A 13,773-nucleotide genomic window follows, 5' to 3' on the forward strand; every position below is an offset into this window, starting at 1 on the left:
CAGGGAGGCCGTCCTCCTCCGGGTCAGCCGGTGCTGCGGGGCTGGGCCGGGTTGGTCGGGTCGCCCTGGGACGGCGGGTTGATCACCGGGCCGGTCGTCGCCTCGGAGACCTTCGAGCCGGTCGCGGCGTGCACCGGGTCGTCGACGGCCGCGGCGGCCGGGTCCCCGCCGGAGGGCTGGGCGCCCTCCCGCAGCGCGGCCAGGCGGTTCTCCATGATCGTCACCACCTGCAGCCGGTCGGCGTGCGCGCGCTCGTACTCCAGCAGCGTCTCCAGGCCCGCGGCGTCCAGCGTGCGGATCCGCGACGTCAGTCCCTCCACGGGGAGGTGGTCGTAGTCGGGCAGCGGCAGTTGGTCGTGCTCGGTCATGGCCGACCGCCTACCCCCGCCCCCCGGATCCGACACCGGGTGTGAGGGCACGGCCGGTGGGTAGGCGGCGGAGGCGGGACAGCCCGGGGTCGCAGTCCCCGCGACCCGAACCCCCGACCCGACCCACATCGATCGAGGAGTGGTCCCACCCCCATGGACGTGTCCTTCCTGGAACCGGTCTTCAGCGCCTCCGGGCCCTACGCCACGGTGTGCGCCGACGTCACGCACACCACCGAGAACGCCGACACCGAGGTGGAGCTGCGCGTCCGTGCCCTCACCGAGCAGCTCACCGACCAGGGTGCGCCGGAGGCGGTGGTCGAGGCGGTCCGCAGCCGGCTGCTCGAGGCCAACGAGGGCGGGGACGTCGCCACCCTGCGGGGCCGCGCGCTCGTCGTCGCCGCTGACGGCAGCGTCGTCCTCGACCAGCCGCTGGTCGGCGCACCCCGGCAGGAGGTGGCCGAGTACTCGCCCGCGCCCGACCTGATGCCGATCCTGCGGCAGCTGCCCGGCCGCGTGCCGCACATCGTCGTCGTCACCGACCGGGTCGGGGCCGACATCTCGGTGGCCACCCTCGTCGGCCGGCCCGAGATCGAGGACGAGGTCGAGGGGGACAGCTTCCAGATCCGCAAGTTCCAGGGCGGCGGCTGGGCCCACCACCGCTACCAGCACAACGCAGAGAACAAGTGGATCCACAACGCCGACAACGTCGCCGAGCGGATCGCCTCACTGGTGCGCCGGCTGCACCCCCGGTTCGTGCTCCTCGCCGGCGACATGCGGGCACGGCAGATCCTCACCGACCGGGCCAGCGACCTGTGGTCGGAGCTCATCGTCTCCATGGACGAGGGTGGCCGGGCTGCCGGCGCCGACCGCGAGCCGGTCGACCTGCGGACCGCCGAGCTCGTGGCCGAGCACGAGGCCCGCGAGGAGGCCGACGCGGTGGAGAAGATCCAGTCCGCGGCCGCGCACGGCCTCGCGGTGACCGGCACCGCGCCGGTCGTCGAGGCACTGCGCAAGGGCCAGGTCGAGACGCTGGTGCTCGCCGACCAGCCGGACGACGAGAAGCTGCTGGTCGGGCCCTCGCCGCTGCTGCTCGGCACCGAGCAGGGGGACATGGACGCCCTCGGTGTCCAGGAGGTGCACTCGGTGCCCGCGGACCGCGCCCTGCTCGCCGCGGCGGTGGCCGGCAGCGCCGGTGTCGTCGTCGTCCCCCGGGCGGCGATGCCCGGTGACATCCCGGTCGCGGCCATCCTCCGCTACACCGACGACTCCACGCCGACCCCCCAGTGACCCCGACCCCCCAGTGACCCCGACCCCCGATCGATGGGAGACCCCGTGACCGACCCGCACCAGCCCGCCACCGCCCCCGGAACGTCGACCGGCGACGTCGAGCGCCGCGCCGCGCTCGCCGAGGCCCTCGGCAAGGAGGTGTGGCCCGCCGACAAGGACGCGCTCGTGGCCAAGGCCCAGGAGGGCAACGCCCCCGACCGCGTGCTCTCCGACCTGCGCCGGCTCCCGTCCGGCCAGCAGTTCGAGAACGTGCAGGACGTCGCCCGGACCCTGGGCATCGGCACCGAGCAGCAGCGGTTCTGAGGTGACCACCAACAAGGAGCCCAGCCCCGAGGCGCTGGCCAACGTCACCGAGCACAACGTCCACACGCGGGCGGACCTGCTGCCCGAGGAGGAGGAACTCCACGGCAGCGGCATGGAGGAGGTCGCCGCCGAGGTGATCCTGGCCGAGTCCGAGGAGCGGACCGTCCACCCCGACCCGGACGACGCCCAGGGCGCCCACCGCCAGTCCGCAGAGACCGCGGACCTGCCCTGAGCACCCCGCACGAGCACACCGTCCAGCTGCGCTGGTCGGACCCGGACTCCCTCGGTCACGTCAACCACGCCCGGGCACTGAGCCTGGTCGAGGACGCGCGGCTGGCGATGGCCGAGGGGGCGCCGGGGGACCGCGGGCTGATCCTGGCCCGGCTGGAGGTCGACTACCTGCGCCAGCTGTACTACCGGGTGGGTGAGCGGCTGTGCGTGCGCAGCACGGTGACGCGGCTGGGGACCAGGTCGCTCACCCTGCGCCAGGAGCTGGTGCAGGACGACCAGGTCGCGATCCGCGCCTCCGTCGTCATGGTGCTGTTCGACTTCGCCACCGACACGAGCCGGCCCATGACCGACGCCGAGCGCGCGCACTGGTCCCGCTTCGCCGAGGGCTGAGGTGGGCTTCTTCGACGGCTTCGGCGAGACCACGGCCGACGGAGCGGACGGCGTCCGGCTGCGGGTGCGGATCGGCGGCCAGGGCCCGCCCGTCGTCCTGCTGCACGGGCACCCACGCACCCACACCACCTGGCACCGCGTCGCCCCGTTGCTCGCCGCGGCCGGGCACACCGTCGTCTGCCCGGACCTGCGCGGCTACGGGCGGTCGTCGAAGCCGCCGACGACGGAGGACCACGCGCCCTACGCCAAGCGCGCGATGGCCCGCGACGTGGTCACGCTGATGCGGGGCCTGGGGCACGAGCGGTTCGCCGTCGTCGGGCACGACCGCGGCAGCTACGTCGCGCTGCGCACGGCCCTCGACCACCCCGGCGCCGTCACGCACCTCGCCGTCCTCGACTGCATCCCGATCGTCGAGCACCTCGACCGCGCCGACGCCCGGTTCGCCACCGCCTGGTGGCACTGGTTCTTCTTCGCCCAGCCGGACAAGCCCGAGCGGGCGATCCTCGCCGACCCCGGCTCCTGGTACGCGGGCGACCCGGGGGTGATGGGGGCGGAGAACCACGCCGACTTCCGCCGGGCGACCTCCGACCCGGCCACCGTGCGGGCGATGCTCGAGGACTACCGGGCCGGCCTCGGCGTCGACCGTGCCGCCGAGGAGGCGGACCGGGCCGCCGGACGCCGGGTGGCCTGCCCGACCCTGGTGCTCTGGTCGGCCCGTGACGACCTCGAGGAGCTGCACGGCGACCCGCGGGTGATCTGGGCTGAGTGGACCAGCGACCTGCGTGGCGGCGGCCGGATCGACAGCGGCCACCACGTGGCGGAGGAGGCCCCGGAGGAGCTCGCGGCGACGCTGGTCCCGTTCCTCGCGACGGCGCCGCGGAGGGCTGACGGTCCCGGCAACCCGGCGTAGCGTCCCCGCATGGCCGCTCCCGTCGCGCCACCCTTCGCGCAGCACCACGACGGCGGGGAACGGCTCGCGTTCTGGGGGACGACGATCGTCGTCCGCGCGGCGGCGGACACCACCGGCGGTGCCTTCACCCTCTTCGAGGAGGAGACACCGATCCTGGACACCTCGCGCCACGTGCACCGGGACACCGACGAGCTGTACTACGTCGTCGAGGGCGAGCACGTCTTCGTGTGCGGCGACCGGGAGTTCACGGTGGGGCCGGGCGGGACGCTCTACCTCCCGCACGGTGTGCCGCACTCGCACCGGCGGGTGGTCCCGCGGACCGGCCGGCTGCTGTGCATGACCTCCCCGGCCGGCTTCGAGGGGTTCTTCCGCGTCCTCGCCGGGGCCAGCCGCACCGGGGCGCCGCCCGGCGAGGCCTACGAGCGTGCCTCCCGGGAGCACGGCGTCACCTGGCTGGGTGACGGCGACTGACGCCCACGGACGGCGGGTAACCGCACGGCATGCCGAAGACGACGAAGCGCGGGGACGCGAAGCAGTCCGAGATCCCCAGCACCCTGCAGCGGTCGGACGAGAAGGCGCAGCGGACCTTCGCCAAGACCCACGACTCGGCCATGGACTCCTACGACGACGAGCAGCGCGCCAACCAGGTCGCCTGGGCCGCGGTCAAGCACACGCACGAGAAGGTCGGCGACCACTGGGAGCCCAAGGACCACAAGGGCCCGAGCGACGCGCAGGCCGAGGGCGGCCGGGACACGAACCGGGAGACCAAGGGCGGCGTGGACGCCAACGCAACCAAGGAGCACCTGATGGACGTCGCCAGGCGGCTCGACGTCAGCGGCCGGTCGAGGATGACCAAGGACGAGCTGGTCGACGCCATCCAGAAGGCCAACGACAAGGCGACCGCGGAGGCGCGGAAGAGGAGCTAGTCCTCACCTCACCGGACGAGGAGCGAGGGGCCGGTCCTACTTGATCGGTCGACCTGCGTCGTCCCGTGCCCGAGGGGTGGCGTCCTGCACCAGGCCGACGGTGCCGAGGATCGCGACCACCGCCGCTGCCGCCCACAGGAACGGGGACACGTCCCCGTCGCTGCGCCATGCCGAGATCGTGAGTGCTGCTGCCCCGGCCAGGAGGGCCACGCCCAGCACGATCCCGACGACGTCACGTCGCTTCCTGTCCTCGTCTTCGATGATGCGCGCGACCTCGTCGTCCAGGTGCCCCAGCATGCGCTTGTACGCAGCGCTGTCCGGCGGGAGCTTCGCGAGCAGGTCCGCGTCACCGACCAGCCGACCGCGGCGACCCTGGACCGCACTCCGGAGGAGCTTGGCCACGGCGCCCACCACCGGGATCGCCGCGAGCACGACCTTGGACCAGTCGTCCGGGTCCACTACGAGGACTCGGCGGACGGGCGCCGGCTGCCGTGGCCGCCACCGGCGGGTCTCGCCATGGGGGAGGTGCCCACGAGCGGACTCTAGCGACCTCGCCGACCGCTCACGCCGACCGCTCACGCCGGCCGGGAACGCCTGGCGGGTCGGCACCGCCGACCCGGTCGTCCCGGCCGAGGAGGTGAGCGGCCAGGACCTCGGCGCCTCCTCCGCCACCGGGATCGGCACGCCGGTCACCCGGTGGCCTCGAGCGCGTTCGGACACCGGCCCGCCGGGTAGCGCAGCAGCATGGCCGACACGCGACCTCCCGTCAGCGACCAGGTGGTCGTCGTCCTCGGCGCCTCCAGCGGCATCGGACGGGCGACGGCGCTCGAGTTCGCCCGGCAGGGCTGCACCCGGATCGTCGTCGCCTCCCGCGGTGAGGAGGCCCTCGGCACGCTGGTCGAGGAGCTCACCCGCGAGGGCGCGGAGGCGGTCGCCGTCCCCACCGACATCACCGACCAGGCCGCCGTCCGGGCACTCGTCGACGCGGCCGAGGCCCGCTTCGGCCGGATCGACACCTTCGTCACCGTGCCCGGCGTGGGCATCTGGGGGTCGGTGAAGCAGATCGACCTCGACGAGTTCCGCCGGGTCACCGAGGTGAACTACATCGGCCACGTGGCCGCTGCGCAGGCTGCCGTCCCGGCGCTGGAGCGTGCCGGTGGCGGCGTGCTCATCGGCATCGGCTCGGTGGAGGGCTACCGCTCCATCCCGCTGCACGCGCCGTACTCGGCGAGCAAGTTCGCCCTGCGCGCCTTCTACGACGCGCTGCGGATGGAGCTGGCCGAGGAGGGGTCGCCGGTCGAGGTGAGCCAGATCCTGCCCGCCGGCATCGCCACGCCGTTCTTCGAGCACGCCCGCACCAAGCTCGGCTCGATGCCCAAGCCGCCCCCGCCGGTCTACGCGCCCGAGCTGGTCGCCGAGGCGGTCGTGCGCGCATCGGTGCACCCGCGGCGGGAGATCCCCGTCGGCGATGCCGCGCTGGGCTTCATCGCCGGGCAGCGGTTCAGCCCTGCCCTCACCGACGCACTGCTGTCGGTGACCGGCCGGCAGCTACAGACCACCGACCGCCCCGACGACGGCACCGACATCCTCGACACCCCGACCCCGGGGCCGGGCCGGGTGCGCGGCGCCTTCACCGGCCAGGTGCTCACCAGCAGCCCCGTCACCCGGGTCGCCGGCGCCGTGGCACGGCCCGGCGAGCTCCTCCTGCGGGCCATCCGGCGGCGCCCCTCGGCCTGAGCAAGGACCCCGTCCTCCCCGTCCCTCGTAGAAGGACCTCCCTGCCCCCCGCCACTCGCGAGCTCGCAGCGGGACCCTGCAGGGAGGCCGGCGGTGCCCCGGACGGGGCCACCCCTGGAGGGGGCCCTAGGCGCCGGGGATGAGCAGCAACTCGGTCTGCCGGTCACCGAGGTAGCTCACGCCGTCCTCGGTCAGGGCCACGCCCTCCTCGAGCGCCATCCGCACCGGCTGGCCGCCCCACTCCGGCACCGGCACGTGCACGCACAGCTCGAGGGCGTAGACGGTGTCGGGGTGCAGCACCCGGTCGCCGGCGCCCGGGACGCCGCGCTGGTCGTCCCAGCGCCCGATCGCCGGCCCCGCGCCGTGGCCGTGCACGCCGACCGGGTGCGAGTAGATGACGCCGTCGATGCCCTCGGCCTCGGCGGCGCACCGGGCCGCGGCCAGCACCTCGTTCCCGGTGCGGCCGGGTACCAGCTCGGCCGTCGTCAGGTCCTGCAGCCGGTTGCCCACGGCCAGCGCCCGGCGCAGCCCGGCCGGCGCCCGGGTCTCACCGCGACGCAGCACGTAGCAGTTGCGCTGGCTGTCGGTCCTCAGGCCCAGGCTGGACAGGCCGACGTCGCAGTGCACCAGGTCGCCGGGCTCCACCGGCACGTCGTAGCGGACCGCCGGCAGCAGGGCCCCGTGCTCGCGCAGCGGCACCACCCCCGCGCGCTGCACGTCGACCACCGGGTGGAACCACGGCTCGACGCCCAGGTCGGCCAGCCGCTGGCGGATCCACCACGCCAGGTCGGTGGCGGTGGAGACGCCGGCGGTCAGGACGGCGGGGGAGAAGGCCTCCTCCACCACCTCGAGCACCCGGTGGTTGAGCCCGTCGAGCGCGGCGATCTCCTCCGGCAGGCGCGTCTCCAGCCAGCCGACGGCCAGCTCCTCGGCCGACACCAGCCGGTCGGCCCACGGCCCCAGCGCCTCGGTCAGCAGCCGGTGCTCGGTGTGCGAGAGCCCGTCGGCGAGGGCGAAGTCCGCGGAGACGTCGACGCCGATCCGCCGCGGCGCGGCCTGCTCGACGATCCGGCGCACCTCGGCCCACTGGCTGTCCTCGGCCGGGGGCCGCCCGCCGTCCTCGGGGGACCAGGCAGGCAGGAACTGGCCGACCGGGTAGCGGGAGACCGCGGCGGCGGTGACGCCGTCGTCGCTGCGGTGCAGCACGAGGATGGTGCGGCGGCGGGCCGAGAGCCAGGTGGCCGGCAGGAGGGTGGCCAGGACCGGGTCCTCGTTGTACTCACGGCCGACGACCAGCCACAGGTCGATGCCGGCGCGGTCCATGAGTCCGGGGAGGACGTCCAGCAGCCGCTGGGTCAGCCACCGGTCGCGGACGTCGGCCTGCTCCCGGAGCGGCAACGGCACCGTCCGGGTCGGATCCGGCGCGACGAGCGTCATGGGAAGAGTGGAGCAGAGAACCGGCGTCCTCACCGGTCGAGCGGTGCGGCCCTCCGCCGGGGCCGGCGCCGGCCCCGCCCCGGCCTGCGAGGGGTGGGGAGGACGGGGTCCTCACATGGCGGGAGGGCAGAGGGTCCTTCAGGCGCTCGGGCGACCGGCCGGCGGGATGCTGTCGGCGAACCGCACGGAACGCTGCCGCGGCAGCACTGCGGCCACCCGGTCGCGGCCGGCCTGCTTGGCCTCGTACATGGCACCGTCGGCGCGGTCGACCAGCCGCCACATCGCGTCGGCAGGGTCCTCGCCGTCCACCGGACGGGCCAGGGCGATGCCGATCGAGGCGGTCACCGAGTGGCCGTCGTCCGTGCGGCTGGTCCGCACCGCCGCGCGCAGCCGCTCGGCCAGCTGGTGGGCCTCGGCCGGGTCGCTGACCAGACCGAGCACGATCAGCTCCTCGCCGCCGATCCGCGCCAGCACGTCGGTGGGCCGAACCGTGGCCGCCAGCGACGACGCGACCGCCCGCAGCACCGCGTCGCCGGCGGCGTGCCCGTGGGCGTCGTTGAGCCGCTTGAAGTGGTCGAGGTCCAGGACCATCGCGGCCACCCGCGAGCCCTCGCGGCGGGCCTGCCGCCAGACCCGCGGGGCCTGCTCGACGAGGAAGCGCCGGTTGGACAGCCCGGTGAGCGGGTCCTGGTGGGAGAGCGCCTGGGTGGCCTCGAGCAGCCGCTGCACCCGGCGGCGCAGCACGTAGACGCCGAGCGCGGCGCTGTTCAGGACGCCGGCGCTGATCACCACCTGAACGGCGATCGACAGGGCGCCGTCGTAGGTGTGGCCCAGGGCGACCGTGCAGGCCGCCACCGTCGCCAGCATGGTGGCACCCAGCATCCACGGGCCGAGGAACCAGGCCGCGATGAAGGAGGGGAACAGGAGCATCAGCGGGGTCGCCTGCGCCGGCACGGAGACGCTGAAGACGACGATCACGTAGACCACCTCGGTCAGCACGACCAGGCCGAGGGTCTGCCACGGGCCGGCCCGCTGGCGGACCGCCAGTGCGGCGGCGGCCACCAGGCACGCGGTCATCGCGACCGTGTAGGTGGTGCGGGTGGCGCCCTGGTGCAGCGTCCCGTCGACGAAGAGGTTCGCCGTTCCGATCAGGCCGGCGACGAAGGTGAGCGCGGCGAGGGTGAGCGCCGCGATCCGGTGTTCCGGCCCCCGGCTGACGGATGTGTCGTACCTCCGTAGCAGTGTGTCGGTGTCCTTGCGTCGCCGCCCGCTCACGGAAGCAGCATGCCGTACTCGGCAGTTCCGCAGGTAGTCCTGTTGCACTCTCGTCACCATGTGTTCGGCGACCGGGACGGTCGACGTCGTCGCACGCCGATGCCATGGTGGCGGCCGTGTCCCACCCCGACCCCGGCACGGCCGTCGTCCGCACCCTCGCCGAGCACCCGATGGTGGAGTCGGGGGCCAGCGCGCTGCGCATGGTCGCCCCCGGCTCGCACACCGCCGGCCGTTTCGGCCTGGTCCAGTACCGCCTCGCGCCGCACAGCCCCGGGGCGGCGCCCCACTACCACCAGACCTTCTCGGAGTCGTTCTACGTCCTCTCCGGCCGGTTGACCCTCTACGCCGGCGGCGGCTGGCGGCCCTGCTCGGCCGGGGACTTCGCACTGGTGCACGAACACGGCGTGCACGGCTTCCGCAACGACGGCGACGAGCCGGCCGACTTCCTCATCCTCTTCGCGCCCGGCATCGCGCGGGAGCACTTCTTCGCCGAGATGGCCGAGCTGCGCCGCAGCGGCCGGACGCTCTCGCCGGAGGAGATGACCGCCTTCTACGCCCGCCACGACCAGGTGATGGTCGACGTCTGACCGGGCCTGCGGACGCTCCGGGGTCCGCCGACACGCCGGGGCGCACATCCTCCCCGCACCGGCCTCGTTGAGCCCGGCGGGACCGGTCGCGGTCCCGGGAGGCCCGGCCGGGGCCGTGCGGAACGAGGAGCGGCGTGCGCGACGAACGCATCACCTGGACCGACTGCCCCACCTGCGGCGCCCGCGCGGCGGTCGGCTGGCAGATCTACCGGAGACCGGACGGCGCGGTCCGCGAGGCCCCGACGACGTTCGACTGCGGCAGCGGCTGCACCATGACCGACCTGCAGGTCGTCTACTGGTTCGGCGGCGGACGCGTCAGGGACCGGTCCTCGTCGCGGTAGCGGTCTCGTCGTCCCTCGGGAACCGGGGCCGGCGCGACGGCCGGGCGTACCGTCCACCGTGACCTCGAGGACCGCACCAGGAGGACGAGATGGCGCAGGGGCCGTGGTTCTACTGCCTCAAGCACCACACCGTGGAGGACCGGGACGGCTGCGCCGAGCGGCACCGCCTGGGCCCGTACGCGACCCGTGAGGAGGCCGAGCACGCGCTGCAGTCGGTGGCCGAGCGCGAGGAGCGGCTGACCGCCGAGGACCGCGCCTGGCGGGACGGCGACTGAAAGGGGGCCCCGTCCCCCTCACCCCTCACGAGCTCGCGGCGAGCCCCCGGACGGGGCCGCGGGCGCGTCGGGGCATGATCGGCATGACGCCGGGCGGTCCGGCGGCGCGGGAGGTGGGACGTGTCGGACGGACGCTCGGTGGAGGACCTGGTCGTCGGCGTGCTGGGCGGCACCGGTCCGCAGGGCCGCGGGCTCGCGGGCCGGCTGGCCGCGGCCGGGCAGCGGGTGCTGCTGGGGTCGCGGGACGCCGAGCGGGCCGCTGAGGTCGCCGCCCAGGTCGCCGAGCGGGCCACCGCCGCGGCCGGGGGCTGCGAGGTCTCGGTGACCGGCGGGTCCAACGTCGACGTCGCCGGTGCGGCCGACCTCGTCATCGTCGCGGTCCCGTACGCCGGGCACGCCGACACCCTCGCCGAGCTCGCGACCCCGCTGGCCGGGAAGGTCGTCGTCGACTGCGTCGTCCCCATGGCCTTCGACGAGCTCGGCGCCTACGTGCTCGACGTCCCCGAGGGCTCGGTGGCCCAGCAGGCCGCCGCGCTGCTGCCCGACTCGCACGTGGTCGGCGCCTTCCACCACCTGTCGGCGCGGCTGCTCGAGGACCTCTCCAGGCCCACCCTGGACGGCGACGTGATGGTCGTCGGCGACGTCCGCGAGGCGACCGACACCGTCCAGGCGCTGGCCGGCCGGCTGCCGGGCATGCGCGGCATCTACGCCGGGCGGCTGCGCAACGCCCGCCAGGTCGAGGCCCTGACCATCAACCTCGTGTCGGTCAACCGCCGGTACAAGGCGCACGCCGGCATCCGCGTCACCGACGTCTGAGGCCGCGGCCGGTGCCCCGATCGCCGGCGTCATCCGTGCACCGACACGGCTGCAGGACCGGCAACCCGCGAGGAACCCGGCGGAGCCACCGCAGAGCCGGGCTGGAGCCGCGCCGGCTACTCGAAGGAGTGCTCGGGGCCGGGGAAGACGCCGCCGCGCACCTCGTCGGCGTACTCGCGCGCCGCGCGCAGCAGCTCGCCGCGCAGGTCGGCGTACTTCTTGACGAAGCGCGGCACCCGCCCGCTGGTCAGCCCGGCCATGTCCGGCCAGACCAGCACCTGGGCGTCGCAGTCGGCGCCCGCGCCGATGCCGATGGTGGGGATGGCCAGCTCCTTGGTCACCTGGGCGGCCACCGGAGCGGGCACCATCTCCAGGACGACGGCGAACGCCCCGGCCTCCTGGACGGCGTGCGCGTCGGCCAGCAGCTGGTCGGCACCGGCGCCGCGGCCCTGCACCCGGTAGCCGCCGAGGGCGTGCTCGCTCTGCGGCGTGAACCCGACGTGCGCCATGACCGGGATGCCGTTCTCGGTCAGCATCCTGATCTGCGGGGCGACCCGCACCCCGCCCTCGAGCTTGACGGCCTGCGCGCCGCCCTCCTTCATCATCCGGACGGCGGTCGCGAACGCCTGCTGCGGCGACGCCTCGTAGCTCCCGAACGGCAGGTCGGCCACGACCAGCGACCGCTTCGTGGAGCGGGTGACCGCCTTGGTCATCACCAGGAGGTCCTCGACGGTGACCGGCACGGTCGAGCTGTGCCCGAGCACGACGTTGCCGGCCGAGTCGCCGACGAGCATGACCGGGATGCCGGCCTCCTCGAAGACGGCCGCGCTGAAGGTGTCGTAGGCGGTGAGCATCGCCCACTTCTCGCCGCGCTCCTTGGCCTGCTGCAGGTGGTGCACCCGCACCCGGGCGGTCGACTTCCCGCCGTAGAGAACCGGTTCGGTCATGACTCCTCCTCGCTGGCGCTCGTCGGCCTCGTGACCGGCGGTGCCGTGGCCCCGCACGAGCTCGCCAGCTCGCTCACGGGTGGGCTGCCGCTCCCTCGCGGACGGTGGGCAGCGTCTCCCGCCACCGGTTGGTGATGGGCAGCCGCCTGTCGCGTCCGAACGCCTTGAGGCTGATCTTCGTTCCGGGAGCCGACTGCCGGCGCTTGAACTCCGCGGCGTCCACCAGGCGCAGCACCCTGGCCACCACCTCCGGGTCGTGGCCGCGCTCCAGCAGGTCGGCCATCCCGAGGTCGCGGTCGACGTAGTCGGCGACCACCGCGTCGAGCTCCTCGTAGGAGGGCAGCGAATCGGTGTCGACCTGGCCGGGCGCGAGCTCGGCCGACGGCGGCTTGTCGATGGAGTTCTGCGGGATCGGCTCGGTCTCGCCGCGGCTGCGCGCGTACTCGTTGCGCCAGCGGGCGAGGGCCCAGACCAGCGTCTTCGGCACGTCCTTGATGGGGGCGAACCCGCCGGCCGAGTCGCCGTAGAGCGTGGAGTAGCCGACGGCGATCTCGCTCTTGTTGCCGGTCGTCAGCAGCAGGTGCCCGTGCTGGTTGGACAGCCCCATCAGCAGGGTGCCGCGCACCCGGGCCTGCAGGTTCTCCGCGGCGACGCCGGAGAGCTCCACCGACGAGTGGTAGGCGTCGACCATCGGCGCGATCGGGACGACGGAGTAGTGCAGCCCGGTGCGCCGGGCGAGGTCCTCGGCGTCGGCCAGGGAGTGCTCGCTGGAGTACCTCGAGGGCAGGCCGACGCCGTACACCCGGTCGGCGCCCAGCGCGTCGACGGCGAGGGCGGCGCACACGGCGGAGTCGATGCCGCCGGAGAGCCCGAGCACCACCGAGGGCATGCCGTTCTTGTCGATGAAGTCCTTGAGGCCCAGCACCAGCGCGCGCCAGACCTCCTCGGGGTCCGACAGCGGCTCGGCGACCGACGCCGGCCGCGGTTCGAACGCCGGCACCGGGTCCTCGGACAGCACGTGCCGGGTGACCGTCATCGGGCCGACCCGGCCCTCCCGGCGCCCGGGCACGGACGACGGGTCGATGCGCAGGTCCACGCACATCAGGTGCTCGACGAACTGCGGTGCCCGGCCCAGCAGCTCGCCGTCGGCGGACACGGCCATCGAGTCGCCGTCGAAGACCAGCTCGTCCTGGCCGCCGACCTGGTTGCAGTAGACGACGGTGGCGCGCGCCTCGGCCGCCCGCCGTCGCACCAGCGGCAGCCGCAGGTCGTCCTTGGCGCGCTCGTAGGGCGAGGCGTTGGGGGAGACGACCAGGTCGACGCCGGCCTGCCCGGCGACGCCGCACGGACCGCCCTCGACCCAGAGGTCCTCGCAGACGGTCAGCGCGACGTCCACGCCGTGCAGCCGCACGACCGGCAGCTCGGTGCCGGGCACGAAGTAGCGGGCCTCGTCGAAGACGCCGTAGTTGGGCAGGTGCCGCTTGTAGTAGCGGACGACGACCTCGCCGCCGTGCAGCAGCGCCGCGGCGTTGCGAGGCGCGCCGTGGCGCGGGTTGGCGTCGGCCGGACGCTCGTCGTCCCCCGGCATCGACTCCGTGGGCGCCGGGCCGCTGCCCTCGGTGTGCGCCAGGTAGCCGACGACCACGGCGGTGTCGCCCAGACCCCGCCCGGCCAGGTCGGCCGCGAGGTCGACCAACGCGGTCTCGCTGGCGCGGGCGAAGGACTCGCGGAGGACGAGGTCCTCCGGCGGGTACCCGGTGAGGGTCATCTCGGGGAAGACGACGACGTGGGCGCCGGCCGCGGCGGCGTCCGCCGCCCAGCGGGTCACCAGCGCGGCGTTGCCGGCGATGTCGCCGACGCGCGTGTCGACCTGGGCCAGGGCCACCCGGAGCTGTACCGGCGCGGAATCGGTCACGTCCCCATCCTGGCCGCCGCTCCGACGG

Annotated in this window: 18 protein-coding genes; 12 read left to right on the plus strand and 6 right to left on the minus strand. The window is 74.5% G+C overall.

The genetic code is table 11. The features are described from left to right. Nucleotides 1-23 precede the first annotated feature (23 nt). The gene (locus ACWIX3_RS13250) at nt 24-368 is read right to left on the minus strand and encodes a hypothetical protein (protein WP_448607816.1); all 345 of its coding nucleotides are present in this window, start codon (nt 366-368) and stop codon (nt 24-26) included. Between the two features lie 153 nt (nt 369-521). Here ACWIX3_RS13250 and ACWIX3_RS13255 point away from each other — a divergent pair, with 153 nt between their 5' ends. From ACWIX3_RS13255 to ACWIX3_RS13285, 7 genes are read left to right on the plus strand one after another with little or no spacing between them, the layout of a single operon-like run. Beyond that, nucleotides 522-1,655: a baeRF2 domain-containing protein gene (locus tag ACWIX3_RS13255; RefSeq protein ID WP_448607817.1), complete on the plus strand. Its 1,134-nt coding sequence runs from the start codon at nt 522-524 to the stop codon at nt 1,653-1,655. A 45-nt stretch (nt 1,656-1,700) separates the two neighbouring features. After that, nucleotides 1,701-1,958: a DUF2795 domain-containing protein gene (locus ACWIX3_RS13260; protein ID WP_448607818.1), complete on the plus strand. Its 258-nt coding sequence runs from the start codon at nt 1,701-1,703 to the stop codon at nt 1,956-1,958. A 1-nt stretch (nt 1,959) separates the two neighbouring features. After that, nucleotides 1,960-2,190: a hypothetical protein gene (locus ACWIX3_RS13265; protein WP_448607819.1), complete on the plus strand. Its 231-nt coding sequence runs from the start codon at nt 1,960-1,962 to the stop codon at nt 2,188-2,190. Nucleotides 2,191-2,216: 26 nt separating this feature from the next. Continuing rightward, the gene (locus tag ACWIX3_RS13270; RefSeq protein WP_448612472.1) at nt 2,217-2,579 is read left to right on the plus strand and encodes an acyl-CoA thioesterase; all 363 of its coding nucleotides are present in this window, start codon (nt 2,217-2,219) and stop codon (nt 2,577-2,579) included. Between the two features lies 1 nt (nt 2,580). Further along, nucleotides 2,581-3,489, plus strand: a complete 909-nt coding sequence (locus ACWIX3_RS13275; protein WP_448607820.1) for an alpha/beta hydrolase — start codon at nt 2,581-2,583, stop codon at nt 3,487-3,489. Nucleotides 3,490-3,498: 9 nt separating this feature from the next. After that, nucleotides 3,499-3,960, plus strand: coding sequence for a cupin domain-containing protein (locus ACWIX3_RS13280; RefSeq protein WP_448607821.1), 462 nt, complete (start codon nt 3,499-3,501; stop codon nt 3,958-3,960). 29 nt (nt 3,961-3,989) lie between these two features. Next, on the plus strand, nt 3,990-4,415 hold the full coding sequence (locus ACWIX3_RS13285) for a ChaB family protein (RefSeq protein ID WP_448607822.1): 426 nt from the start codon (nt 3,990-3,992) through the stop codon (nt 4,413-4,415). A 36-nt stretch (nt 4,416-4,451) separates the two neighbouring features. On the opposite strand, the gene ACWIX3_RS13290 is transcribed toward ACWIX3_RS13285, so the two are convergent. Next, nucleotides 4,452-4,874 carry a hypothetical protein gene (locus ACWIX3_RS13290; RefSeq protein WP_448607823.1) on the minus strand — a complete coding sequence of 141 codons (423 nt, stop codon included), beginning with the start codon at nt 4,872-4,874 and terminating at the stop codon, nt 4,452-4,454. A gap of 285 nt (nt 4,875-5,159) precedes the next feature. Between ACWIX3_RS13290 and ACWIX3_RS13295 the strand changes: the two genes are divergently transcribed. Then, nucleotides 5,160-6,152, plus strand: a complete 993-nt coding sequence (locus ACWIX3_RS13295; RefSeq protein WP_448607824.1) for an SDR family oxidoreductase — start codon at nt 5,160-5,162, stop codon at nt 6,150-6,152. A 126-nt stretch (nt 6,153-6,278) separates the two neighbouring features. On the opposite strand, the gene ACWIX3_RS13300 is transcribed toward ACWIX3_RS13295, so the two are convergent. Then, the gene (locus ACWIX3_RS13300; protein WP_448607825.1) at nt 6,279-7,589 is read right to left on the minus strand and encodes a M24 family metallopeptidase; all 1,311 of its coding nucleotides are present in this window, start codon (nt 7,587-7,589) and stop codon (nt 6,279-6,281) included. Between the two features lie 138 nt (nt 7,590-7,727). Further along, complete coding sequence (locus ACWIX3_RS13305) at nt 7,728-8,864, minus strand: diguanylate cyclase domain-containing protein (RefSeq protein ID WP_448607826.1); 1,137 nt, start codon at nt 8,862-8,864, stop codon at nt 7,728-7,730. A gap of 116 nt (nt 8,865-8,980) precedes the next feature. Between ACWIX3_RS13305 and ACWIX3_RS13310 the strand changes: the two genes are divergently transcribed. The 4 genes from ACWIX3_RS13310 to npdG all read left to right on the plus strand — a co-directional run bounded on the left by ACWIX3_RS13310 (nt 8,981) and on the right by npdG (nt 10,883). Then, nucleotides 8,981-9,451 carry a cupin domain-containing protein gene (locus ACWIX3_RS13310; protein ID WP_448607827.1) on the plus strand — a complete coding sequence of 157 codons (471 nt, stop codon included), beginning with the start codon at nt 8,981-8,983 and terminating at the stop codon, nt 9,449-9,451. A 134-nt stretch (nt 9,452-9,585) separates the two neighbouring features. Further along, the gene (locus ACWIX3_RS13315) at nt 9,586-9,792 is read left to right on the plus strand and encodes a hypothetical protein (RefSeq protein WP_448607828.1); all 207 of its coding nucleotides are present in this window, start codon (nt 9,586-9,588) and stop codon (nt 9,790-9,792) included. 89 nt (nt 9,793-9,881) lie between these two features. Further along, a complete protein-coding gene (locus tag ACWIX3_RS13320; RefSeq protein ID WP_100497516.1) occupies nt 9,882-10,067 on the plus strand; it encodes a hypothetical protein in 186 nt (61 codons plus the stop codon). A gap of 120 nt (nt 10,068-10,187) precedes the next feature. Further along, nucleotides 10,188-10,883: an NADPH-dependent F420 reductase gene (gene npdG, locus ACWIX3_RS13325; RefSeq protein ID WP_448607829.1), complete on the plus strand. Its 696-nt coding sequence runs from the start codon at nt 10,188-10,190 to the stop codon at nt 10,881-10,883. Between the two features lie 116 nt (nt 10,884-10,999). Here npdG and panB read toward each other — a convergent pair whose 3' ends face one another. Together panB and ACWIX3_RS13335 are read right to left on the minus strand one after the other, a co-directional pair. After that, nucleotides 11,000-11,830, minus strand: a complete 831-nt coding sequence (panB, locus tag ACWIX3_RS13330) for a 3-methyl-2-oxobutanoate hydroxymethyltransferase (RefSeq protein ID WP_448607830.1) — start codon at nt 11,828-11,830, stop codon at nt 11,000-11,002. Between the two features lie 73 nt (nt 11,831-11,903). Further along, complete coding sequence (locus ACWIX3_RS13335) at nt 11,904-13,745, minus strand: NAD+ synthase (protein ID WP_448607831.1); 1,842 nt, start codon at nt 13,743-13,745, stop codon at nt 11,904-11,906. Nucleotides 13,746-13,773: the final 28 nt, after the last annotated feature.

The sequence above is a fragment of the Geodermatophilus sp. URMC 60 genome (assembly GCF_053502585.1).